Source organism: Adlercreutzia caecimuris B7 (assembly GCF_000403355.2).
GTDB classification, from domain to species: domain Bacteria; phylum Actinomycetota; class Coriobacteriia; order Coriobacteriales; family Eggerthellaceae; genus Adlercreutzia; species Adlercreutzia caecimuris.
This window is the reverse complement of the sequence record NZ_KE159646.1, coordinates 790,847-814,392: the sequence shown is the minus strand read 5'-3', so window position 1 is coordinate 814,392 and position 23,546 is coordinate 790,847. Positions and strand designations below refer to the sequence as shown.

18 protein-coding genes are annotated in these 23,546 nt (G+C 65.6%); 11 read left to right on the top strand and 7 right to left on the bottom strand.

The window, feature by feature from the left end; translation table 11 throughout:
• The first annotated feature begins 5 nt into the window (after positions 1-5).
• Positions 6-2,666 carry a valine--tRNA ligase gene (locus C811_RS07530; protein WP_016308938.1) on the top strand — a complete coding sequence of 887 codons (2,661 nt, stop codon included), beginning with the start codon at positions 6-8 and terminating at the stop codon, positions 2,664-2,666.
• A gap of 268 nt (positions 2,667-2,934) precedes the next feature.
• On the top strand, positions 2,935-3,903 hold the full coding sequence (locus C811_RS07525) for a virulence RhuM family protein/type II toxin-antitoxin system death-on-curing family toxin (protein WP_016308937.1): 969 nt from the start codon (positions 2,935-2,937) through the stop codon (positions 3,901-3,903).
• Positions 3,904-3,973: 70 nt separating this feature from the next.
• Here the strand turns inward: C811_RS07525 and panF are convergent, their stop codons facing one another.
• From panF to C811_RS07500, 5 genes are all read right to left on the bottom strand, one after another.
• Complete coding sequence (gene panF / locus C811_RS07520; RefSeq protein WP_425304020.1) at positions 3,974-5,446, bottom strand: sodium/pantothenate symporter; 1,473 nt, start codon at positions 5,444-5,446, stop codon at positions 3,974-3,976.
• Between the two features lie 64 nt (positions 5,447-5,510).
• A complete protein-coding gene (locus tag C811_RS07515) occupies positions 5,511-5,801 on the bottom strand; it encodes a YhdT family protein (RefSeq protein ID WP_016308935.1) in 291 nt (96 codons plus the stop codon).
• A 129-nt stretch (positions 5,802-5,930) separates the two neighbouring features.
• Entirely contained in the window at positions 5,931-7,850 is a 1,920-nt protein-coding gene (thrS, locus tag C811_RS07510) for a threonine--tRNA ligase (RefSeq protein WP_016308934.1), read from the bottom strand.
• A gap of 197 nt (positions 7,851-8,047) precedes the next feature.
• Entirely contained in the window at positions 8,048-8,557 is a 510-nt protein-coding gene (locus tag C811_RS07505; RefSeq protein WP_016308933.1) for a zinc ribbon domain-containing protein, read from the bottom strand.
• Between the two features lie 215 nt (positions 8,558-8,772).
• Positions 8,773-10,164, bottom strand: coding sequence for a cation:proton antiporter (locus tag C811_RS07500; RefSeq protein WP_016308932.1), 1,392 nt, complete (start codon positions 10,162-10,164; stop codon positions 8,773-8,775).
• Between the two features lie 227 nt (positions 10,165-10,391).
• Between C811_RS07500 and trxA the strand changes: the two genes are divergently transcribed.
• The 6 genes from trxA (at position 10,392) to C811_RS07470 (ending at position 16,717) form a co-directional block, all read left to right on the top strand.
• Positions 10,392-10,700: a thioredoxin gene (gene trxA / locus C811_RS07495; protein WP_016308931.1), complete on the top strand. Its 309-nt coding sequence runs from the start codon at positions 10,392-10,394 to the stop codon at positions 10,698-10,700.
• A 338-nt stretch (positions 10,701-11,038) separates the two neighbouring features.
• The gene (gene trxB, locus C811_RS07490; protein ID WP_016308930.1) at positions 11,039-11,992 is read left to right on the top strand and encodes a thioredoxin-disulfide reductase; all 954 of its coding nucleotides are present in this window, start codon (positions 11,039-11,041) and stop codon (positions 11,990-11,992) included.
• A gap of 205 nt (positions 11,993-12,197) precedes the next feature.
• Positions 12,198-13,571 carry an ATP-binding protein gene (locus C811_RS07485; protein WP_016308929.1) on the top strand — a complete coding sequence of 458 codons (1,374 nt, stop codon included), beginning with the start codon at positions 12,198-12,200 and terminating at the stop codon, positions 13,569-13,571.
• A gap of 186 nt (positions 13,572-13,757) precedes the next feature.
• The gene (prfA, locus tag C811_RS07480) at positions 13,758-14,816 is read left to right on the top strand and encodes a peptide chain release factor 1 (RefSeq protein ID WP_035009335.1); all 1,059 of its coding nucleotides are present in this window, start codon (positions 13,758-13,760) and stop codon (positions 14,814-14,816) included.
• Positions 14,816-15,865, top strand: coding sequence for a N5-glutamine methyltransferase family protein (locus C811_RS07475; RefSeq protein WP_016308927.1), 1,050 nt, complete (start codon positions 14,816-14,818; stop codon positions 15,863-15,865). Before prfA ends, C811_RS07475 begins: the two co-directional genes overlap by 1 nt.
• An 18-nt stretch (positions 15,866-15,883) precedes the next feature.
• Positions 15,884-16,717, top strand: coding sequence for a purine-nucleoside phosphorylase (locus tag C811_RS07470; protein WP_016308926.1), 834 nt, complete (start codon positions 15,884-15,886; stop codon positions 16,715-16,717).
• 86 nt (positions 16,718-16,803) lie between these two features.
• Here the strand turns inward: C811_RS07470 and C811_RS07465 are convergent, their stop codons facing one another.
• Together C811_RS07465 and C811_RS07460 are read right to left on the bottom strand one after the other, a co-directional pair.
• On the bottom strand, positions 16,804-17,358 hold the full coding sequence (locus C811_RS07465) for a gamma carbonic anhydrase family protein (protein WP_016308925.1): 555 nt from the start codon (positions 17,356-17,358) through the stop codon (positions 16,804-16,806).
• Between the two features lie 164 nt (positions 17,359-17,522).
• Positions 17,523-18,755 carry a cysteine peptidase family C39 domain-containing protein gene (locus tag C811_RS07460; protein ID WP_016308924.1) on the bottom strand — a complete coding sequence of 411 codons (1,233 nt, stop codon included), beginning with the start codon at positions 18,753-18,755 and terminating at the stop codon, positions 17,523-17,525.
• A gap of 542 nt (positions 18,756-19,297) precedes the next feature.
• Between C811_RS07460 and ilvD the strand changes: the two genes are divergently transcribed.
• From ilvD to ilvN, 3 genes are read left to right on the top strand one after another with little or no spacing between them, the layout of a single operon-like run.
• Positions 19,298-20,974, top strand: a complete 1,677-nt coding sequence (gene ilvD / locus C811_RS07455; RefSeq protein WP_016308923.1) for a dihydroxy-acid dehydratase — start codon at positions 19,298-19,300, stop codon at positions 20,972-20,974.
• Entirely contained in the window at positions 20,971-23,028 is a 2,058-nt protein-coding gene (gene ilvB / locus C811_RS07450; RefSeq protein WP_016308922.1) for a biosynthetic-type acetolactate synthase large subunit, read from the top strand. The genes ilvD and ilvB overlap by 4 nt, the downstream gene beginning before the upstream one ends.
• Positions 23,025-23,507 carry an acetolactate synthase small subunit gene (gene ilvN, locus C811_RS07445; protein WP_016308921.1) on the top strand — a complete coding sequence of 161 codons (483 nt, stop codon included), beginning with the start codon at positions 23,025-23,027 and terminating at the stop codon, positions 23,505-23,507. The genes ilvB and ilvN overlap by 4 nt, the downstream gene beginning before the upstream one ends.
• Positions 23,508-23,546 lie beyond the last annotated feature (39 nt).

Here is a 23,546-nt window from a genome sequence, read left to right as displayed (position 1 = left end):
TGAGGATGACCCAGACCGATTACGCCGCCATGGAGCGGCCCATCTTCGAGGCGTGGAAGGACGCCGGCTATTTCCAGCGCACGCCGGGCTTCGGCGAGCATGCCGGCGAGAGCTACACCATCGTCATCCCGCCGCCGAACATCACCGGCGTGCTGCATATGGGCCATGCCCTGAATGACACCATCCAGGACGCCTGCATCCGCCGCGCCCGCATGCGTGGTTTTCAGACCCGCTGGATCATCGGCACCGACCATGCGGGCATCTCCACCCAGACCAAGGTGGACAAGCGCCTGGCCGAGGCTGGCATCAGCCGCCTGGAGATCGGCCGCGAGGCCTTCATCGGGGAATGCTACAAGTGGCGCGAGGAGTACGGCACCACCATCGTGAACCAGATCAAGGGCATGGGCTGCTCCTGCGACTACTCCGACGAGCACTTCACCTTGGAGCCCTCCTACGTGCGCGCCGTGCGGAAGCTGTTCGTGGACTGGTACCGCGACAAGCTCATCTATCGGGGCAAGCGCATCGTGAACTGGTGCCCGAGCTGCACCACGGCCATCGCCGACGACGAGGCCGACTACGTGGACGAGGCGGGGCATCTGTGGTACCTGCGCTACCCCCTGACCGAGCCGGTGGACGGCCTGGAGTACCTGGTCGTGGCCACCACGCGCCCTGAGACCATGCTGGGGGACACCGGCGTGGCCGTGAACCCCAAGGACGAGCGCTTCGGGCATCTCGTTGGCAAGACGGTGAAGCTGCCGCTCGTGGATCGCGAGATTCCCATCTTCGCCGACTGGCACGTGGACACCGAGTTCGGCACCGGCTGCGTGAAGGTGACCCCCTCCCACGACCCCAACGACTGGGCCATGGGGGAGAAGGCGGGGCTTCCCCGCATCAACATCTTCGACGAGACGGCGCACGTGGTGGAAGGCTACGGGAAGTTCTCGGGGATGGACCGCGACGAGGCCCGCGAGGCCGTAGTGGCCGCCTTCGAGGAGCTCGGCCTGCTCGATCATGTGGAGGACCACGACCATTCGGTCATGACCTGCTACCGCTGCCACACCAAGCTGGAGCCCTGGGAATCCGAGCAGTGGTTCGTGGCCGTGGACGGCCTGAAGGAGGCCGCCGCCCGCGTGGTGGAGGACGGTTCCATCCAGTTCCACCCGGCTCGGTGGAAGCAAGTGTATTTGGACTGGCTCGCGAATTTGAAGGACTGGTGCATCTCGCGCCAGCTGTGGTGGGGCCACCGCATTCCCATGTACTACTGCGATGAGTGCGGCTGGGAGGACGCCTCGGTAGATGAGATTGAGGTCTGCCCGGCGTGCGGGGCGCCGGTGCGCCAGGACGACGACGTGCTGGACACCTGGTTTTCCAGTCAGCTGTGGCCCTTTGCCACCATGGGCTGGACGGAAGAGGGCATGGACGCGCCCCAGATGCGCACGGCCTACCCGACCCAGGTGCTCTCCACGGCCCGCGACATCATGGGCCTGTGGGTGGCGCGCATGGTGATGGCCTCCATGTACTGCTGCGATAACACCATTCCCTTCGAGGACGTCATCATCCATCCCACGGTCATGGCCGCCGACGGCAAGCCCATGTCCAAGAGCCGCGGCAACGGCGTGGATCCGCTGCGCCTCATGGAGGACTACGGCGCCGACGGCATGCGCTTCGGCCTGCTCATGCAGGTGACCGGCGCCCAGGACATGAAGTTCAACGAGGCCAAGCTGGAAAGCTCCCGCAACTTCGCGAACAAGGTGAAGAACGCGAGCCGCTTCGTGCTCATGAACCTGGAGGGATACGAGCCCGGCGCGCCCGAGCCGGTCACGCCGGCCGACCGCTGGATCTTCTCCCGTCTGGCGAAGGTCGTGGAGGCGGTGGACGCGGCCTACGACAACTTCGAGTTCGGCGAGATCACCCGCGAGCTGTACGGTTTCGTGTGGAACGAGTTCTGCGACTGGTACATCGAGTTCTCCAAGGCCCGTCTGGCCGAGGGGGCCGATCCGGCCGATCGCGCCGCCTGCCAGCGCAACCTGGTGTTCGTGCTGGGGCAGATTCTGCGCCTTCTGCATCCCATCATGCCGTTCATCACCGAGGAGGTCTACGGCGAGATGCCCAAGGGCGACGCCGCCGCGCCCATGCTCATCGTGGCGCCGTGGCCCGATGCCGCCGAGCTCAGCCGCTTCGTGGACGAGGAGTCCGAACGTGCCATTGCCATGGTGTGCGAGGTGGTGGGTGCGGCGCGCTCCACCCGTTCGCGCTACGGCATCTCGCCGAAGGTGGCCCTGCCCGTGGCCGTGAAGGTGGCGGCCGAGGCCGACGCGGCCCTGCTGCTGGCCCAAGCGCACCTCATCGGCCAGCTGGCCAACGTGGAGGAGTTCGAGGTGGCCGTGGAGACCTCCAAGCCCGCGGAGAGCGCCGTGGTGCTCGGTTCGGGGCTCGAGGTGTACATCGTGCTCGCGGGCCATGTGGACTTCGATGCCGAGCGGGCGCGTCTGGCCCGTGAGCGCGATGGCCTGGCCAAAGATGTTGCCAAGTTCGAGAAGAAGCTCTCCAACCCGGGCTTTCTGGCGAAGGCCGCGCCGGAGATCGTGGAGAAGGACAAGGCGAAGCTGGCCGATCTGGTCGACAAGCTGGCGCGCATCGAGGCTCAGCTGGCCGAGCTGGGGTAGAGCCGCGCCGCAGCACCGACTCGTCACTGATCCAATCCGTGAAAGCCGCCCTCCGGGGCGGTTTTCTTTTTCCTTAAGTGAGGGCGAATTACTTTTATTGATGGTTTGTATTACGATAGCGATAAAAATCGGACTATTGCGACTATAGAAATGTCGCGCGCTTCCGTGATAGGCTCGGGGTGGAGCTCAGCAGCGCGGAGCGGTCTCCATTGGATTCGCTTGCGGGCTGAGCGGTCCCTTTGTGATGCCAAGCGAGAAAGGAGCCGGCATGGTCGAGGCAAACGGTGTATCCCAGATCGTTCTTTTCGAATCCTCTGATGGGGAGGTGAATTTGGAGGTGGCATCTGACCAGAGTACAGTTTGGCTGACCAAGGAACAACTGGCGATTCTATTTGACCGAGACAGAACTGTCATCAGCCGGCACATTGCAAATGTCTATAAGGAAGGGGAAGTTGACCGCGATTCAACTTGTGCAAAAATTGCACAAGTTCAAATCGAAGGTGATCGCGAGGTAGAGCGGCAGGTCGAATACTATAACCTCGATGTCATCATCTCGGTGGGCTATCGGGTGAAATCCCAGCGCGGCGTGGAGTTCCGTCGCTGGGCCACCGATGTGCTTCGCCGCTACATCATCGAGGGTCGTGCCGAGAACGAGAAGCGCCTCGCCCAGCTTGCCCAGGTTATCTCGGTCATGGAGCGATTGCCCGAAGAGATCGGTGCCGCGCAGATTCTGGAGATCGTCAAAAGCTACGCTCCGGCCCTCGATCTTCTGGATGACTACGACCATCAGAGCCTGGGGCGTCCGCGGGGCTCCGAGGGTGTGTACGTGCTTGACTACGATGAGTGCCGCGATCTTATCGGCAGCTTGCGCTTTGCTGGCGAGAGCGATATCTTCGGTGTCGAGAAAGATGATTCGTTTCATAGCAGCATCGCGGCCATCTATCAGTCATTCGGCGGCCAGGAGCTGTACCCCTCGGTGCAGGAGAAGGCGGCGAATTTGCTGTATTTCATCGTGAAGAACCACTCGTTCCACGATGGCAACAAGCGCATTGCCGCCAGCTTGTTCCTGTACTTCCTCGATCGCAACGGGCTGTTGTACGACGATGACCGCAAGCTCGTTGGTGATGATGCGCTCGTGGCTACCACCATCATGATCGCCGAGTCGCGACCGGATGAGAAAGAGGCCATGGTGTCGCTCGTGATGAACTTCCTCGCATTAGGTCGCGGCTTGGAATGAGCGAAGCTTGCGGGCAGGTTGATGCCTCGCCGTCGCTTCAACTGTCGTCGTGCAAGGTCTTCCCAATAGCCTATTCGGGAAAGAACACCTCCATGCGAGCGTTGGGCCTTTGCTTGCCGATAAGGCTGCCGAGCAGCATGAGCACAGCTGCCACGGCAATGCCGATGACGATCTGGTGCAGGTCGGCTACCTTGAAACCCAGGGCCATGGTGGCGCAGTAGGCCGCCGTACCGCCGACGAGCGAGAGCAGGGCGCCCAGCGCATTGGCCCGTTTCCAGAACAGACCGCAGACCAGCACAAAGAAGAACGCCGTCTCCAAACCGCCGAAGGCGAACATGTTGATCTTCCAGATGACGTCGGGCGGCGTGACGGACAGGGCGAACACCGCCACGCCCAGAAGCAGGGTAATCGCCTGGCTCCAGAAGGCCACCTTGCCTTCGCGCGCGGCAATGCCGCGCGATTCGCAGGCGTGCAGGCACACATCCTTGATAATGGCCGACGACGAGGAGATGAGCAGCGAGGACACTGTGGAGATGGAGGCGGCCACAGGGCCGATGATGGCCACGCCCGCGAGCACCGGCGGCAGTGATTCCACAATCACACTGGGAATGATGTTGTCGACGCTGCCCCCGTAGGCGGCCAGATCCTCGGTGAGCACGCCGGCCGACAGCACGCCGAGCGAGGTGACGCCGATCATCATAGCGCCGATGATAACGGTGCCCCAGATCATGGCGGAGTGCAGGGCCCGGGTGTCGCGGTAGCCCATGGTGCGCACCACCGATTGGGGCAGCACGAAGGTGAACACGCCCACGAGCAGCCACTGGGTCAGGTACAGCGAGGGCGGCATGGCGCCTCCCGCGAAGGGCTCCAGCATCTCGGGATGGTAGATGGCGATGGAGTGCATGATAGCCTCGTAGCCACCGCCGGCATCCAGAATGCCGCAAGCCAGAATCACGATGCCCACGAGCATCATGACGCCGCATAGCGCGTCGGTCACAGCCACGCCGCGGAAACCTCCGATAGTGGTGAACAGCACCACGGCCACGCCGAACAGACCCAGGCCTATTACGTAGGAATAGCCGGTCACCGCTTCGAAGAGCTTCGCGCCGCCCACGAACTGAGCCACCATGGTGGCGGCGAAGAACAGCACGATGACCAGCGCCGACAGGTTCGCCAGGGCGTTGGAGCCGTAGCGGGCTCGGATGACGTCCACGACGGTCACGGCGTTCAGCTTGCGGGAGATGAGTCCCATCTTCTTGCCGAAGATGCCGTAGAGCAGCACGAGGGCGGTCACCTGCACCACGGCCATGTACACCCAACCGAAACCGATGTCCCAAGCTTGGCCGGGGCCGCCTACAAAGGAGCTCACCGACCCGTAGGTGGCGATGGTGGTCATGGCCAACACGAAGCCGCCCAGGGCCCGGTTGCCGATGAAGTAGCGGTTCACGAAGGTGCCCCCGGCGGCTCGAGTACGGCCGCGCACGATGATGGAGGCGACAAGGGCGATGAGCAAAAAGCCTGCCAGCGGGGCCAGCGGCGCCAGCGCCTCAAGGCTGTCGGGCGATATGAGCGACGCGAAATCGAAGTTATCGAAGCCGAGGTCGAGATTATCCACGGAATGCCTCCTCGCCGCTCGCGTCATCGTCGTCCAGGTTGAAGTTGGCGAAGAGGCCCTTGCCCAAAACGATGGCGGCGAGTACGGTCACGATCCACGTGCCCACGCACCCGCCGATGATCCAGATGGGGGTGGAGAAGACCTCGATGTCGCTGTCGGCCATGCCGATGCCCCACGATAGCCAGGTGACGACGATCACGAACAGCGCTGCCACCGTGGCGAGCGCCTCTCGGTTCGCCTGCCGCATCTTGGCGGCATAGGTGGTGAATGTTCGCTTTGCCATGGCACGCTCCTCGCTGCTCGGGGTAGCTTCTCTTGCGTTGCGTCAAACAATACCAAAAGCGCCGAGGGAACGGTACCCTCGGCGCCGGTAGTTTTCAGGATAAGGCTCCTGTCGGGCCTGACGAGACGGCTAAATCGCCGCGTCGCGGATGACGTCGATGAACTTCTGACGATCCCACTGCCCCAGATCGCCCTCGGCACGGTCGCGCACGGACACGACGCGCTCCTCGATCTCCTTGTCGCCGAGTACCACCATGTAGGGGATCTTCTGGCTCTGGGCCTTGGCGATCTTCACCTTCATGGGCTCGTTGGCGTCCATTATCTCCACACGGCCGCCCACGCTCTTCAGTTCGCCGGCGAACTCGGCCGCAGCTTCCTTGTGGCGGTCGGCGATGGGGATGACGGCCACCTGCACCGGGGCCAGCCACAGCGGCAGGGCTCCGGCGTAGTGCTCGATGAGGATGCCGAGGAAGCGCTCGATGGAGCCGAAGATGGCGCGGTGCAGCATCCAGGGGGTCTCCTCGGTGTTGTCCTCGGTGCGGTAGGTCAGCCCGAAGCGCATGGGCATGTTGAAGTCGATCTGCACCGTGGAGCACTGCCAGGTGCGCCCGATGGCGTCCTTCACCTTGATGTCGATCTTCGGGCCGTAGAAGGCACCGTCGCCCTCGTTGATCTCGTAGGCCAGCCCGCGGCGGGCGCAGGCCTGTTTAAGGGACTCGGTGGCATGGTCCCACATCTCGTCGGTGCCGATGGACTTGTCGGGACGGGTTGAGATCTCGGCCTCGTAGGTGAAGCCGAAGGTGTCCATGATGTGGTCGACCAGCTCCAGGATGGCCACCACCTCGTCGACCACCTGGTCCTTGGTGCAGAAGATGTGCGCGTCGTCCTGGGTGAAGCCGCGGGCGCGCAGAAGACCGTGCACCACGCCGCTCATCTCGTGGCGGTATACCGTGCCGAACTCGAAGAGGCGCAGCGGCAGATCGCGGTAGGAGTGCAGCTCGTTCTTGTAGATGATCACATGCCCCGGGCAGTTCATGGGCTTCACGCCGTACTCGGAGTAGCGCGGCTCCTCATCGGTGCCCTCGTTGATTTGGAAGAAGTACATGTTCTCATGGTAGAAGCCGTAGTGGCCGCTCGTCTTCCACACGTCGGCGTTGTAGATGTGCGGGGTGATGACCTCCTCGTAGCCGCGCTCGTACAGGTCGCGGCGCAGCCACTCCTGCAGGGTGCGGATGACGCGCGCGCCCTTGGGAAGGTAGAGCGGCAGGCCCACGCCGGCCATGGGCTCCATCATGTAGATGCCCAGCTCGCGCCCGAGCTTGCGGTGGTCGCGCTTCTCGGCCTCGGCCAGGTTGTGCAGGTACTCCTCCAGGTCCTTCTTGTTGAAGAAGGCGGTGCCGTAGATGCGGGTGAGCATCTCGTTGTCGGAGTCGCCCTTCCAGTAGGCGCCGGCGGTCTTCATGAGCTTGAAGGGGCCGATCTTGCCGGCAGAGGGCATGTGAGGACCGCTGCACAGGTCCACGAAGTTGCCGTGACGGCGAATGACGATCTCCTCGTCGGCGGGCAAGTCGTCGATATGCTCGGCCTTCAGGCGCTGGTCAGCGAAGATGGCCTTGGCCCCGTCGCGGCTGACCACCTCGCGCACGAAGGGCTCGTCGCGCTTCACGATCTCGGCCATCTTCTCCTCGATGGCGGCGAAGTCGTCGGGCGAGATGGATACGCCCTCGGGCAGGGCGAAGTCGTAGAAGAAGCCGTCCTCGGTCTGGGGGCCGAAGCCGATCTGGGTGCCGGGGTAGAGCTCTTGGACCGCCTCGGCCATCACGTGGGCGGCGGAGTGGCGCATGATGCCTAAGGCCTCGGGGCTCTTCGCGGTGATGATCTCGACGGTGGCGCCGTCGGCGACGGGCGTGTCCAGATCGGCGAAGGCGCCGTTGATCTTTCCGCCGAGGGCCGCGCGGGCCAGACCCGCTCCGATGGAGGCGGCCACGTCGGCGACGGTGGCGCCGGCTTCCAGGGTCTTCTTCGATCCGTCGGGCAATACGATTTTCATAACCGTTCCTTTCCGGCGCCGGGTGCAGACAGAGCACCTGCGCCATTCCGCCCAGGCGTTGACTACCGGGGCGATCGACATTGCGGTCGGCTTTTGCCGACCCTGCTATTAAAACAGAGCCGCCGAAGCGACTCTGTCTCAATCAGGAAAAACCTTGTGAAGTGCGCGGGACCGCTCTGTGCGGCGCGTCGGGGCGTCTACTGCTGGGCGCCTCCGGAAGAGCGACGGCTGCCGGAAGGCCCGCTGCGCCGCGGACGGCTGCCGGAAGAGGCTGCGGGCGCGCCCACCGGGGTGGCGCAGTAGGGGCACACCGTCCAGGAAGGCTCCAGCGCGTGGTTACAGCGCATGCAGAGGTTCTTCAGCTGGGTGTGGCAGTTCGGGCACAGCACGAAGTCGGCCTCGACGGGATAGCCGCACGCGGCGCACTCGCCGTACTTCATGAGCTGGCGCTGCTTGAGCGCGATCTCCAGCTCCTGCTCGTCTTTGTCCAGTTGCAGCAGGGGCGGGCGCAGCAGGCAGTAGGCGATAACGCCGAGCACGGGCACCAGGGACACTACGGCCCAGATGTACCAGGCGGTGCCGCGCAGGTAGGCATCGCGCACGACCCACACGATAGAGAGCACGTACAGAATGACCAGCAGCACGAGCACGACGGTGAAGGCCGCCTGCATTTCAGGCGTCCACAGCTGAGACAAAAGCTCGCTCATTGAAAACCTCTTCTTCGCTTATCCGGGACTGCCGCCGCGTCGGGCGCCGCGGACAGCCAGGTCATAGAAACGGAGCCACCGAGTTCGATGACACGCTGACATAGTATAGCAAAAAAGCCGCGTGCGTCTGTGCTCCTGCACGAATGCACCGCATATCCCGTTATCGGCCCCGCGTCGAGCGCGAATGAGGGCGTCTTGCTGCACAGGAATGTGTCCTACCGCCCGTCGTCGTCCGCTTCGGGGGGAACGGGGCAGATGCCGCCGGGGCAGCGCTCGGTCAGGTCGAAGACGTCGCTGTGCTTGAGGCCCGCTTCCCGCAGGCGCGCCTTCAGCTGGCGGTGCAGCTCGCGCTCGCGGCGGCGGTGCTCGGCGAGAATGTGGGCCACAGCTCGGGGCTGCTCGCGAATCTCGCGCAGGGCCTCGCCGAGATGCGCATTCACGGAACGGGCCGTGACGGAGGCCAGAAGCGGCATGATGAACACGGTGATGCCGCCGGCGGCCACGAGCACGCTGGCGGTGCCCTGATCCATGGCCCCGGCGTTCACGGCCACGGTGGTCACCGCTACGATGATGGGCAGGGCCGTGGTGCAGTAGAATGCCACGGTGAGCCGCTCAGGCACGGTCATGTCGCGGGAGGTCTTCCCAAAGCTGAGCGACACGAAGATGGGCAGCGCGCGCACGAACAGCAGCAGGGCGATGAACAGCACCAGAAGCTCGGGGTTCGCGGCGATGGCCGTCACGTCTATCTTCGCGCCGGACATGACGAAGAACAGGGGGATGAAGAAGCCGTAGGCCATGGCCGAGTGCTTCATCTCCAGGGTGGGGTTGCCGTCGGGAATGAGGTAGCGCATGATGAAGCCGGCGGCGAAGGCGCCCAGCACGATATCGAGATCGAACAGGGCCGAGATGGCCGTGAGTCCGATGAGCAGCAGGTTCACTGTGCGCACGAGCATCTGGGAATTGGTGTTGGCGTTCTCCACGACGAAGCGGTAGAGCCAGCCGCCCAAACGTTCGGCCTGCTTCGGCACTGTGGCGGCTATAAGGGCGATGGCGATGAAGGCCAGAAGGATGAGCATGGTCTCCCATTTCGCCCGCGTGGACAGAAGCAGGGTCATGGCCAGCACGGGCAGAAGCTCGCCCCAGGTGCCGTAGGCTAAAATCTCGGTGCCGATGCGCGTGCCCATAAGTCCGCGCTCCTGCAGGATGGGCAAAAGCGTGCCGAGGGCCGTAGTGGTCAGCGCGATGGCCACGGCCATGCCGTCCACCGAGAACACCGAGAACGACGGCCAGGCCACCACTACGAGAAAGGCGATGGCGAAGGTGACAAACCATGTCACCGCCCCGCGCTTGCCCTCCGCGCCCGTAAGGCTCTTCGGGCTGATCTCGTAGCCGGCCAGAAGGAACAGGAACGCCAGACCCAAATCGGACAAAAGCGAGGTGGCGTCGGTCACGTGCACGATATTCAGCAGGTGCGGGCCGGCGAGGGCGCCGGCGGCCAGCAAAAGCACCGTCTCGGGCACCGCCTTGTTCGGGATGAGCTTGCAGATGATGGGGCAGATCACGGCGATGAGCGCGATGATTGCGAGGGATACGAGGTCGGTTACCATGAGGGGCCTTGTCTTCGGTGAGGGTCGCTTGGCCCTATGATACACTGCCGACGCCGTCGATGTGCCCGTGCGGCGCCATCGACGACGATACAATTCTGTGTCAATCGGTTGACGATCCGCTCCGAGGACTCGCGGCCGCTTCGAGCGCGCTACAATTTTCGGAGCGGTCGGCCTCGCGACGGGGCTGTCTCGCACGCTCGAGAAACCCTACTTCCCAGGAGGTTATCATGGCAGAGGTAATTAAGTCCGCCGACGAGTTCGAGACCAAGGTGCTGAAGGCCACAGGCCCGGTGCTCGTCGACTTCTTCGCCACCTGGTGCGGCCCGTGCCGCATGGTGGCGCCCGTCATCGACGAGATCGCCGCCGAGAAGGCGGGCGAAGTGTCCGTCTACAAGGTGGACATCGACCAGAGCCCCGATCTGGCCTTCAAGTACCAGGTCTCCAGCGTGCCCACCCTTATCGTGTTCGAGAACGGGCAGGTGAAAAACGAGCGCCTCGGTGCTCAGCCCAAGCAGAACATCCTGGCGATGCTGTAGACGCTGTGGAAGAGTCGTAGATTTTGGTTGCGACTCTTCGCCGGTCAGACCTCCGGGTAATGCTCAGTCGCTCAGACAGTCCTCGCTCGGCGGAAATGTCCACTGGACATCTCCGTTCGCTGCGGAACTCGCTTGGTGAGCACCACCCGGAGGTCCTCTGCGCTTTGCCGCTGCTGGAATACGGCGTAGAGGGAACACAGGGTGTTCTGACCGAGCGAGTTCCGCAGCGACTGAAACAGGACTCAATGTCCTGTTTCACCAAGCGAGGACTGTCTGAGCGAATCAGAATACCGCGTGGTCCCGACAGGCGGGGAGTTACAGCAAGAAAGAGGCCTTCCATGGCAGAACAAACTGAGGCCCAGGGGCAGTCGGTGCTCGATGTGGCCATTATCGGCGCTGGACCGGCGGGGCTCACGGCGGCACTGTACGCGTCGCGGGCGGGGCTTTCCTGCGCTATGTTCGAGATGCTCTCGCCCGGCGGCCAGTGCGCCCAGACCGAGCATTTGGAGAACTACCCGGGCTACACCCGCTCCACGAGCGGCTTCGAGCTTTCCATGGACATGTACGACCAGGCGTCCTCCTTCGGCGCGGGCACCATCTCCGAGGAAGTGACGGCGGTCGACTTTTCCGCCGAGCCGAACAAGCTGACTACGCCCTTCGGCACCTACTACGCGCGCACGGTCATCGTGGCCACGGGCGCGAAGGCGGCCCAGCTGGGGCTGCCCCGGGAAGAGGAGCTGCGCGGGCGCGGCGTGTCCTACTGCGCCACCTGCGACGGCAACTTCTTCCGCGGCCGCGACGTGGCGGTTATCGGCGGCGGCAACACGGCCGTAGCCGACGTCATCTACCTGGCGCGCATCTGCCGCAAGGTGTATCTGGTACACCGCCGCGACAAGCTGCGGGCCACGGCTATCTACCATCAGCGCCTGGCCGAGCTGGACAACGTGGAGATGTGCTGGGACAGCGTGGCCGAGGAGTTTCTCACCGAGGATGAGGAGCGCCCGCGCGTGAGCGGCCTGCGCATCCGCAACGTGAAGACCGATGAGGTGCGCGACCTGCCCGTGTCGGCCGTATTCGTCGCCGTGGGCATGCGGCCCAACACCGAGTTCTTGGGCGGCGCGCTCGCGCTGGATGCCGGCGGCTACATCATCGCCGACGGCACGGGGCGCACGGCCACCGCCGACGTGTTCGCGGCGGGGGACGTGCGCACCAAGGAGCTGCGCCAGGTGGTGACCGCCGTGGCCGACGGCGCCAACTGCGCCGAATCGGCCGCCGATTTTTTGGACGCGTAATTCGGTTTCGTTGCCGGCGCTGGCTCGACGGGGCCGCACCGTTTCTCCAGAAACATGCAAAATCGTCAAATAAAAAGTTGCAAAATCGGCATTATAGATCAAATGAAAAATAGCAAAATTGGCAAAATGGATCAAATAAAGAATTGCGTTATGGTAAATACCCTCATAGAATAGGTTAAAAGGAAAGCGACAGAAGGGAACGGCCTTGTTTCGCAGAAAAGCCTATGATTCCTTGGAGCGCTGGGCCGATCGGGGCGGCCGGACGGCGCTTCTGGTGACGGGGGCGCGCCAGATTGGCAAGAGCTATTTGGTCGAGCATCTCGGCCGCAAAAGGTACCAGCATCTCCTGACCGTCAACCTGTATCTCGACAAGGCGGCGAAGCGCTCACTGGCCGAGGCGTCCGACGTGGCGGATCTCATAACCCGATTGTCCCTCCTGGCCGATCAGCCTCTCGTTCCCGGCGAGACGCTGATCTTCATCGACGAGATACAAGAGCTCCCCGACCTCATGACCATGGTGAAAGGACTCGTTCAGGACGGCCGGTTCTCCTACGCGTTCTCGGGCTCGATGCTGGGAACCGAGTTGAGGCACGTGCGCTCCTATCCGGTGGGCTTCGTGACGGAGATCACCATGTTTCCCATGGATTTCGAGGAGTTCTGCTGGGCGATGGGCGTCCAGCAGGAGGCGCTTTCCGTTGTCCGGGACTGCTGTGCGTCCCTGCGGGCGGTGCCCGGCTATCTGCATGAGGCCATGCTCGGCTACTTCCGCAGCTATATGGTGGTGGGAGGCATGCCTGCAGCGGTGCAGGCGTTTCTCGACAGCGCCGGCAACATGGGGCCGGTGCGCGAGGTGCAAGCTGAGCTGGTGGTTTCCTATATTCACGACATCACGAAGTACGCCGGGTCCGCTGCCCCTCACGTGCGGGCGATCTTCGAGCAGCTGCCCCTGCAACTGGATGCGCGCTCCCAGCGCTTCAGGCTGAACGCGCTGGGCGAGGGGGCGCGCTACCGCAAGTTCAGCCTCGACTTCAACTGGTTGGTATCGGCCCATGTGGGGCTGAAGTGCAATGTGGTGCGCGATCCGAAGCGGCCTTTGAAGGCCACGGAAGATGCGGGAAATTTCAAGCTGTACGAATCCGATACGGGGATGCTGGCAAGCCGCTACGACATCTCGGTGGCGCGCGGGCTGTACGACGACGATCGCTCCCTCAACCTGGGCTTCATGTTCGAGAACGTGTTCGCCCAGGCGCTTGTCGCATGTGGATGCGATCTGTTCTACTACATGAACCGGAAGCGGGGTGAGGTTGATTTTCTGGTCGAGAATGCGAAGGGCAATGTGGTTCCGCTGGAGATCAAGTCGGGTCGCAGCCCTCGGGCCCACGACGCCCTGAACAAGCTGCTTGACACTCCCGATTACGGTATCGAAAAAGGCTATGTGATCTCGCGCCTTAACGTAGAGCAGCGGGGTCGCGTCGTCTATCTTCCCTGGTACGCGGCGATGTGCCTGTCCGAGACGCTCGGCTTGAGGAAGCGCGTCGATGAGGAGGAGGCCTTCACGGTAAAGCTTCCGCCGCTGTGACATTGCTTTTGCGCTCGGCTGTTGCGAGGAGGCGACCTTAGATCGGGTCGCGCGGCTCTCTGGTTGTCGTTAGGATGGAGGGGCCTGCTTAGGGATGACTCTTCTGCTAGAATGTAGTGTTGCGCCTGCGGGCGCTGTTGAACCTACCCGTTTCACGCAAAGGACGCACCCATGCAGGAAACTGATATGAAAGAGAAGCTCGTCAAGATCATCGAGGCCTACGACGAGCTGCAGGCCAAGATGGGCGATCCGGCGGTTCTGGCCGACCAGAAGGAGTACAACCGCCTGGCCAAGGAGTACGCCTCCCAGGGCCCGCTGGCCAAGAAGGCCGCCGAGTACGTGAGTGCCATGGACGATTTGGAAGCGGCCAAGGAGATGCTGTCGGACGCCGACATGAAGGAGTTCGCCCAGGAGGAGATCGCCGGCATCGAGGCTCGCCTCCCCCAGCTGGAAGAGGACATCAAGTTCATGCTCATCCCGGCCGACCCGGCCGACGAGAAGGACATCATCGTGGAGATCCGCGCGGCGGCCGGCGGCGACGAGGCCGCCATCTTCGCCGGCGACCTGTACAAGATGTACGAGCGCTTCGCCGCCTCCCAGGGCTGGAAGACCGAGACCATGGACGCCTCGCCCTCCGAGGCCGGCGGCTTCAAGGAAGTGCAGTTCAAGGTGAAGGGTGATCATGTGTACTCGGTCATGAAGTTCGAGAGCGGCGTGCACCGCGTGCAGCGCGTTCCCAAGACCGAGAGCCAGGGCCGCATCCACACCTCTACGGCCACGGTGGCGGTGCTGCCCGAGGCCGACGAGGTGGAGGTGGAGATCAACGAGAACGACCTGCGCATCGACGTGTACCGCGCCGGGGGACCTGGCGGCCAGTGCGTGAACACCACCGACTCCGCCGTGCGCATCACGCACCTGCCTTCCGGTCTGGTGGTGCAGTCCCAGGACCAGAAGTCCCAGCTGCAGAATAAGATCGCGGCCATGGCCGTGCTGCGCGCCCGCCTCTACGAGAAGATGCTCGCCGAGCAGCAGGCCGCCGAGGGCGCCGAGCGTCTGGCCCAGATCGGCTCGGGCGACCGCTCCGAGAAGATTCGCACCTACAACGGCCCGCAGGACCGCGTGACCGACCACCGCATCGGCTTCAACTCTACCTACAACGGCGTGCTTCTCGGCGACAACCTGGGGGATGTGATCACCGCTTTGCAGGCCGCCGACCGCGCGCAGAAGCTGGAAGCGGCGGTTTAATGAGCGAGTGGACCGTCAAATCCGCGCTGGATTGGACAACCGAATACCTTACGGGAAAAGGGGATGAAAATCCCCTTCTTTCTGCGCAGTGGCTCATCGGCGAGGCTTGTGGGCTCACCCGGGTGCAGCTGTACATGAACTACGACCGGCCGCTGTCCGAGGACGAGCGTTCGACGCTGCGCGATTACGTGCGGCGCCGAGGGGCGGGGGAGCCGCTGCAGTACATCACCGGCGAGGTGGCCTTCCGGCACATCACGGTGAAGGTACGGCCCGGCGTGCTCATCCCTCGGCCTGAAACTGAGGTGCTTGTGAGCGAGGCGCTGGCCATGCTGCCGGCTCCGGCTAAGCACGAGGCCCAGTGGAACCCCGAGGCCGCCGAGCGGGAAAGCGCTGCGGTGGAAGCGGTGAAGAAGGCGTTGGACGAGGCGGGTGTCGAACCGATCGGATCGGAAGAGACTCCCGTTTCCGAAGATGCCGCCCGCCCCCTGCTCGTGGCCGATCTGTGCACCGGGTCAGGCTGCATTGCCTGTTCGCTGGCCTACGAGCACCCCGACGTGCGCGTCATCGCCACCGACATCGCCCCTGAAGCCGTGGCGCTCGCCCGCGAGAACGCCGAGGCGCTGGAGCTCGCCGACCGCGTGGCCGTGCTGGAATGCTCGCTCGGCACCGGTATCGGCGAGAAGCGCATGGGCACCTTCGACGCCGTGGTCTCCAATCCGCCCTACGTGCCCACCTCTGTGTTGGCCGACATTCCCCGCGAGGTGGCCGATTACGAGCCCGCGCTCGCCCTGGACGGCGGTGCCGACGGTCTCGATGTGTTCCGACCCCTCGCGGCCTGGGCCGCCCGGGCTCTGAGACCCGGCGGCGTTCTGGCCTGCGAGCTGCACGAGGGGCACCTGGACGCAGCTCGCACCGTGGCGGAGGCTGCGGGTTTTGCCGAGGTGCGCATCGTGGACGACCTGGCCGGACGCCCCCGCGTGCTCGTGGGCCTCAAGGCCGGCGGCCACGGCGTTGCCGATAACGTACCGGCGCCGAGTGAGGCGCGCTGACCCGAGGAAGGACTTCCCATGGCTTTGGACGGAAGGCTTATCGAAACTTTGGATGCGGCTCAGGCCGTGATGGAGGGGCGCCTCGGCGGCTTTGCGCCCGAGGTCGGGCTCATCTTAGGATCGGGCCTCGGTCCGCTGGCCGATCAGGTCGAAGAGCCCGTCTTCATCCCCTTCGGCGAGGTACCCGGCATGGGCACGTCCACGGCCTCGGGCCATGTGGGGCGCTTCGTGGCCGGCATGCTCGGCGGCAAGCGCGTGCTCGCCATGCAGGGGCGTCTCCACGGCTACGAGGGGTATTCCGCCCAGGAGGTGGCCTTCCCCGTGTGGCTCATGGCGCGGCTCGGCATAGGCACGCTCATCACCACGAACGCCGCCGGCGCCATCAACGAGAGCTACCGGGTGGGGGAGTTCTGCATCATGGCCGACCAGCTGAACTTCACCGGGCGCAATCCCGTCACGGGCACCGAGCCCGACGCTATGGCACCGCGCTTCTTCTCCATGATGGATGCCTACGACCCGGCGCTGCGCGCGTTGGCGCACCGCGTGGCCGACGAGCTGTCCGTTCCCGTGCAGGAAGGCGTGTACCTGGGGCTTTTGGGCCCCTCCTTCGAGACGCCGGCCGAGATCCGGATGTTCCGCACCTGGGGCGCCGACACCGTGGCCATGTCGGTGTGCGAGGAGGTCATCGCCGCGCGGCACGTGGGGATGCGCGTGCTCGGCATGTCGCTCGTGAGCAACATGGCCTGCGGGGTGGAGGGCGCGAGCCCTTCCGATGAGGAAGTCCACGAGGTGGGAGAGGCCCGGCAAGAGGATTTCTGCCGCCTTGTCAAAGGGATTTTGCAGGCGTTGTAGCAGATCTGCGAAAACGAGGCTCGCCCCCCCGGACGGCCGCGCGGGCGGCGCAGACCCCTCCGCTCTCGAGCGGTGTCTCCCGGTCGCTATTTCAAGGCGATGGTGCGGATGTCGCGGGGCACGTCGGCACCGGCGTAGAGGATGCCCTCTTCCACGAGCTCGGCGCCAATGGCGGCGTAGCCCGCGGCGGCCTCGCGGTTGCCCTCGATCTCCTCGGGGGTAAGCGCCCGGCGCACCTTCGCGGGCACGCCCACCACGAGCGAGCCCTCCGGCACGGCCATGCCCTCGGTGACGAGAGCGCCGGCGGCCACGAGGGAGTTGTCGCCGATCACGGCGCCGTTCATCACCACGGCTCCCATACCCACCAGCACGTTGTCGCCCAGGGTGCAGCCGTGCACCACGGCCCCGTGCCCGATGGTGCAGCCAGCGCCCACGACGCAGTCGCGGTCGTAGTCCAGATGCAGGCAGGCGTTCTCCTGCACGTTGGAGCCCGGCCCCACCACGATGCGGCTGCCGTAGTCGCCGCGCAGGCAGGCGTTGAACAGGATGGTGGCGTTCTCGGCCACTTCCACATGGCCCACGAGCGTGGCGTTGGGGGCGATGCGGGCGGCAGGGTGCAGGGTTACCTGGCGGTAGGTCATGGCGTCTCCTCAGAACGGGAACCGCAGGGCGATTCGCGATGTCGGTCGCCTTCCACCATACCGCGATCGGCGTCGCGGGGAAACACCCAAAGCGCGCGAATCGTTGCGTGTCAGCTCGCAGGCATCTTCTTTGCCGTGGCACGCTGTGTGTCCCGCGGCGCCTCTTAGGCGGCATACACCTCGTAGACGGCCGCGGCGGCATCGGTGATGTCGTCGAAGTCCCAGCTCTTGCCCGTGCGGGTGGCGCTGGTCGGGTCGTGCAGCACGATGCGGCTATCGCGGTCGATGTCGTCGAGCACCACGACGCTGGCCACCGGCGAGAAGGTGCCCGGCTCGGTGACCACGAGCACGGGGACGTTGGACACGATGGCCCGGCGCAGGCTGTGGGCATCGCCGGCGATGGGGTTCAGCGTCAGGCCGAAGTCGGCGGCCGATTGCGTCAGGTAGGCGCTCACGGTGTCGACGCCCGAGGCGGTCAGATCGTGGTCGGCGGCCCATTGGGCGAAATCCACCGGCGTTCTGTCGGCCTGCCCCGTGACCGCCACGTAGGCCATGGCCAGCGCGGTCGGGGCGCCGGCGGCATCGGCCAAGGTGCTCTGCCCGTAGGGGGTGGCGCCCCAGGCGGCATCGGACTGGTACAGGGAGGGTATCTCGCCGGCCTTCCACTGGCTCGCCGGCGTGCTGACCGGCTTGGACACCTCTGCCGTCACATAGGGGGAATCGGCGTCGGCGGTGGCCGGCGCTAACAGGAGGTAGGCGGCCATGGCGGCGACGGTTAGCAGCGCTCCTAGGATGACGGCGGCCAGGGCCAGGGACAGGCTGCGGTGGGAGCGCACCATGGCGGCGAGCCCCACCGCTCTCAGCTCGTCGAAGTTCGAGCGGTCGGTGACATAGCTGCGAAACGCCCGCCACGACGGCGCATCCAGGGCGTAGGTGCCCCGCCGCGCCCGGGCGGCGATGAAGGGGTCGGCCTGGAAGGCGCCGGCGCCGGCGCAAAGGGGCTGGCTCGTAGCCGGGCGAACGGGATTCAAGAGATCGGCGGCCGGGCGGCTTGCCGGCGTAGGGGCGTCGGCGGGCGCGGCGTCGGGGGAGCCGACAGCGGCGGAAGGCGCGGCATCACCGACAGGCAGCACGCCGGCGGGGCCGGTGACGGCGATGGCGAGGCCGGCGGAGGATGTTCCGCATGCCTCGGCGGCGATCGAGGCGGCTGCGGCTGGATCGGGAGTTGCCGCCGGGGCCTTCCTGCTGCGGTGCGGGCGCTCCCAATGCGGCAGGGCGTCCCAGGCGCGGGCGGCCGCGGTTACGAGGCGGTCGCGGGCTTTGGCTATGGTCTCGCTGCGTCGCGCCGCGGCGGGGCTCTTCCGGCGGTGCACTCTCACGGTAGTCGTCGCGGCCATGGTCCCTATCCTCTCTCACGGCGCGGATACAGTCGTTTAAGATCATACGAACTGCCCGCGTGGCATCGGTGACAACCTGTCAACCGTCACCGGAAGGAGAGGGACTCGTCGCCCGCTTGTGGCGCTGGCGTTGCCTGTTGTAGCGCACCTGTTTCCGAGCCGTCGAAAAGAAAGTTGAGCGTTTCGCCTTGCGTTGGCGAGAAGAAGGGGTATACTGCGCAGCCAAGTTCATAGCGCACATGCGTTGACGAGGACCAGTAGGGGCCAAGCCGTCTGACAGCAAGCCTGCGGAATCTGCGAGCAGGCGTCGGCCGTTCCGAACAAGCCCTCCGAGCAGTTTGGTGAGAACGACGCCCGTGCTGCCGGCTTACCGCCGGGTGCGGGTGCGCAAGTAGCACCGGACCGGCGACACCGTCATATGTCGAGGCTCTTCTATGGTCAGGCTTGCCCTGGCGTAGGCTGGCTCATCCCGGACCCGGTGCGAAAGCAGCGGGTTTTTTGTTTGCCGGGGCAAAAGCCGGCACGGGAAGAAAGGAGAGCCAGTGGCACTGCGCAGCGACCAGATCAAGCGCGGGGCGGCCCGCGCGCCGCATCGGAGCCTGCTGAAGGCCGACGGTATCACCGACGAGGAGATGGAGCGCCCCTTCATCGCCGTCGTCAATGCGCGCAACGACATCATCCCCGGGCACACCCACCTTGACAAGATCTGCGAGGCCGTGAAGGCCGGCATCTATATGGCCGGCGGCGTGCCCTTCGAGATTTCCACCATCGGGGTGTGCGACGGCATCGCCATGAACCACGAGGGCATGCACTACTCGCTCGTGAGTCGCGAGGTCATCGCCGACTCGGTGGAATGCGCCGTGGCCGGCCACGCCTTCGACGGCATGGTGTGCATCCCCAACTGCGATAAGATCGTGCCTGGCATGATCTTGGGCGCGCTGCGGGTGAACGTGCCCACGGTGTTCGTCTCGGGTGGCCCGATGCTTCCCGGCACCGCACCCGACGGCACCGCCACCGACCTGAACACGCTCTTCGACGGGGCGGGGAAGGTGGCCGCCGGCACTATGACCGAGGAGGAGCTCGCCTACTTCGAGGACACGGCCTGCCCCACCTGCGGCAGCTGCTCGGGCATGTTCACGGCGAACTCCATGAACTGTTTGTGCGAGGCTTTGGGGATTGCCCTCCCCGGCAACGGCACCGTGCCGGCTGTTTATTCCGAGCGCATTCGGCTGGCCAAGCGCGCCGGCATGAAGGTGATGGAGCTCGTGGGCGAGAACGTGTGCCTGAAAGACATCCTGAACGAGGCGGCCGTGCGCAACGCCATGGGATGCGACATGGCCTTCGGCGGCTCCACCAACACGGTGCTGCACCTCACGGCCATCGCGAATGCGGCGGGCTGCCCTATCACCATGGACACGTGGGATGCCGCAAGCGCCCGCACACCGCATCTGGTGAAGCTCGCGCCGGCCGGCCCGCGCCCGCTCATTGACCTGCACCGCGCGGGAGGGGTGCCGGTGGTGCTGGCCGAGCTCGACCGGCTGGGCCTCATCGACCGGGACGCCCGCACCTGCATGGGGCCCATGGGGGACTACCTCGATTACATGCACGCCGCCTGCGCCGGGGCCGACGGCGAGGTCGTCCGCGCCCACGACAACCCCTTCTCGGCCGAAGGGGCCCTGCGGGTGCTCCACGGCAACATCGCGCCGGACGGGGCCATCGTGAAGAAGGCCGCTGTGGCCCCTTCCATGCTGTGCCACACCGGCCCGGCCCGGGTGTTCGACTCCGAGGAGGAGGCCTGCGCGGCCATCAACGGCGGGGCCATCTCTCCCGGCGACGTGGTGGTCATCCGCTACGAGGGGCCGGCCGGCGGCCCGGGCATGCGCGAGATGCTCGCGCCCACCTCGGCCATCTGCGGCCGCGGGCTCTCCGAGAGCGTGGCGCTCATCACCGACGGGCGCTTCTCGGGCGCCACCAAGGGGCCGGCCGTGGGGCACGTGAGCCCCGAGGCGGCCGCCGGCGGCCCCATCGCGCTCATCTGCGAGGGCGACTCGATCACCGTGGACATCGAGGGCGGCCGCCTGACTTTGAACGTGGGCGAGGACGAGCTTGCCCGACGCCGGGATATGTGGGTGCCGCCGGCGCCCAAGCACCACCACGGGGTGCTGGCCAAGTACGCGAAACTGGTAACTTCTGCCGACAAGGGGGCGATCATCCAATGACCGAGACCGATAACAGGGAAGGGGCGCGGCCCGCGCGCCGCAGCGCCGCGAGCGAGGGCGCCTGCCGGGGCCTGGGAAGCCGCACGGCGAAGCAGGGCGCCACCATGCTCGGCGCCGAGGCGGTGGTGGCGAGCTTGGAGGCCGAGGGGGTCGACACCGTGTTCGGCTACCCGGGCGGCCAGGCCATCAAGCTCTACGACGCCCTGTACGACTCCGAGCAGATCGCCCACGTGCTCGCCCGCCACGAGCAGGGGGCCGTGCACATGGCCGACGGCTATGCGCGGGCCACGGGGCGGCCGGGTGTGGTGATGGTCACCTCGGGCCCGGGCGCCACCAACACCGTCACGGGCATCGCCACGGCCTACATGGACTCGGTGCCGCTCGTCGTCATCACCGGCCAGGTGGGGCGCGGGGTCATCGGCACCGACTCGTTCCAGGAATCCGACATCGTGGGCATCACCATGCCGGTGGTGAAGCACTCCTACCTGCTGCAGTCCACCGACGAGCTCACGCGCACCATCCGCGAGGCCTTCCACATCGCCGTCACCGGGCGCCCCGGCCCGGTGCTCATCGACATCCCGAGCGATGTGGCCGGCGAGGAGATGGTCTTCGAGTACCCCGACGACGTGAGCCTGCCCTCCTACAAGCCCACCTACCGCGGCAACGCCAAGCAGATCCGCACGGCTTGCCGCCTTCTGGAAGAGGCCGAGCAGCCGCTTTTGTACGTGGGCGGCGGCGTCGTCTCCTCGGGGGCCACCGAGGAGCTTGTGGCCCTCATGGACGCCATGCAGGTGCCCGCGGTGGTCACCCTCATGGGCAAGGGCGGCGTGCCGGCGAGCCACCCGCTGAACCTGGGGCCGGTGGGCATGCACGGGGCGAAGTACTCGAACATGGCCATGACCGAGGCCGACCTCATCATCGCGGCGGGGGCCCGCTTCTCCGATCGCGTCACCGGGCGCGTGTCCGAGTTCGCCCCCAACGCCAAGATCGTGCACATCGACATCGACCCGGCCGAGATCGGCAAGATCCGCGATGCGGACGTGCCCATCGTGGGAGACTTGAAGGGCGTGCTCGCGGGCATGCTGGAGTGCCTGGCCAAGGCCGGCGCCGCCCCGCGCGACGACCAGTGGGTGGCCGACATCGCCGCCTGGCGGGAGCGCTACCCGTTCTACCACCCCAACATGGCGGTGAACGAGGAAGAGGACGAGATCGTGCCCGAGCTGGTCATCGCCGAGCTCGGGCGCCAGCTGGACCCGGACGCCTCCATCGTCACCACCGAGGTGGGCCAGCACCAGATGTGGGCCCACCAGTTCCTGCACCGCGAGCGGCCGCGCACCTTCCTGTCCTCCGGCGGCCTGGGCACCATGGGCTTCGGCTTCCCGGCGGCCATCGGGGCTGCGGTGGCACGGCCGGAGGCCGCGGTGGTCTGCATCGCCGGCGACGGGTCGTTCCAGATGAACTCCCAGGAGATGGCCACCGCCGCCATCAACGGCGTTCCCGTGAAGGTGATGATCCTCGACAACCGCTGTCTGGGCATGGTGCACCAGTGGCAGAAGCTGTTCTACGGCCGCCGCTACTCCCAGACGCTTTTGGCGCCGGTGCCCGATTTCGTGAAGCTGGCGGAGGCCTACGGCTGGGAGGGGGAGCGGGTGGAAGCGCCCGGCGAGGTGGCCGGGGCCATCGCCCGCATGCTGGCCGCGCCGGGCCCCTACCTCTTGGACGTGGCCATCTCGCCCGAGCAGAACGTGTATCCCATGGTGGCCCCGGGGGCGGCCCTCGACAACGTCATGGGCGCCATCGACGTGGCCGTGGGGGCCGTGCGCACCGATGTGCCCGCCGCTTCTGGATCCCCGCGGGCCCGCACGGCCGGCGCACCAGCCGGGGCCACGTCGCCGTGCGCGAAGATCGACGCCCAGTTCGGCGGCCGATGGGAGGTCGACCCGCAGGACACCGGCGCGCGCTTGGGCCAGGACGGCTCCACGGTGGACGTGCGCCCCGAAGACTGGAAGACCCTCTTTCGCGCCGGCGACGAGGGAAAGGAGGACCGGCGATGAAGCACGTCCTGTCCGTTCTGGTGGAGAACCGCCCCGGCGTGCTCTCCCGCGTGACCGGCCTCATCTCCCGGCGCGGCTTCAACATCGAGTCGCTGTCGGTAGGCCCTACCGAGGATGCCACCATGTCGCGCGTCACCGCCATCGTCATGGCCGACGATGTGGCCTTCGAGCAGATCACCAAGCAGCTGCACAAGCTCATCAGCGTCCACAAGATCACCGATCTCACCGACGAGGGGGCCATCGAGCGCGAGCTGGCGCTGTTCAAGGTGAGCGCGCCTCCCGAGCGAAGAAGCGAGGTCATCGAGATCGCCAACATCTTCCGCGCGAAGATCGTGGACGTGGGACGTGCGACGCTCACCGTGGAGGCTACCGGCGACGACGCGAAGCTCACCGGTCTGGAGGACCTGTTCCGCGCCTACGGCATCAAGGAGATCGTCCGCACCGGCAAGATCGCCCTGTCGCGCTCGAGCCGCGATTAGAACCCGTTACCGAACATCAGCCAACGACGAGAAAGGAAA

Coding starts and splice junctions, on each gene's coding strand:
- C811_RS07525 (WP_016308937.1), top strand. CDS start 2,935: ATGGTCGAGGCAAACGGTGTATCCCAGATCGTTCTTTTCGAATCCTCT.
- C811_RS07530 (WP_016308938.1), top strand. CDS start 6: ATGACCCAGACCGATTACGCCGCCATGGAGCGGCCCATCTTCGAGGCG.
- C811_RS07505 (WP_016308933.1), bottom strand. CDS start 8,557: ATGAGCGAGCTTTTGTCTCAGCTGTGGACGCCTGAAATGCAGGCGGCC.
- trxB (WP_016308930.1), top strand. CDS start 11,039: ATGGCAGAACAAACTGAGGCCCAGGGGCAGTCGGTGCTCGATGTGGCC.
- ilvB (WP_016308922.1), top strand. CDS start 20,971: ATGACCGAGACCGATAACAGGGAAGGGGCGCGGCCCGCGCGCCGCAGC.
- C811_RS07470 (WP_016308926.1), top strand. CDS start 15,884: ATGGCTTTGGACGGAAGGCTTATCGAAACTTTGGATGCGGCTCAGGCC.
- trxA (WP_016308931.1), top strand. CDS start 10,392: ATGGCAGAGGTAATTAAGTCCGCCGACGAGTTCGAGACCAAGGTGCTG.
- prfA (WP_035009335.1), top strand. CDS start 13,758: ATGAAAGAGAAGCTCGTCAAGATCATCGAGGCCTACGACGAGCTGCAG.
- ilvN (WP_016308921.1), top strand. CDS start 23,025: ATGAAGCACGTCCTGTCCGTTCTGGTGGAGAACCGCCCCGGCGTGCTC.
- C811_RS07515 (WP_016308935.1), bottom strand. CDS start 5,801: ATGGCAAAGCGAACATTCACCACCTATGCCGCCAAGATGCGGCAGGCG.
- C811_RS07465 (WP_016308925.1), bottom strand. CDS start 17,358: ATGACCTACCGCCAGGTAACCCTGCACCCTGCCGCCCGCATCGCCCCC.
- C811_RS07460 (WP_016308924.1), bottom strand. CDS start 18,755: ATGGCCGCGACGACTACCGTGAGAGTGCACCGCCGGAAGAGCCCCGCC.
- thrS (WP_016308934.1), bottom strand. CDS start 7,850: ATGAAAATCGTATTGCCCGACGGATCGAAGAAGACCCTGGAAGCCGGC.
- C811_RS07500 (WP_016308932.1), bottom strand. CDS start 10,164: ATGGTAACCGACCTCGTATCCCTCGCAATCATCGCGCTCATCGCCGTG.
- C811_RS07475 (WP_016308927.1), top strand. CDS start 14,816: ATGAGCGAGTGGACCGTCAAATCCGCGCTGGATTGGACAACCGAATAC.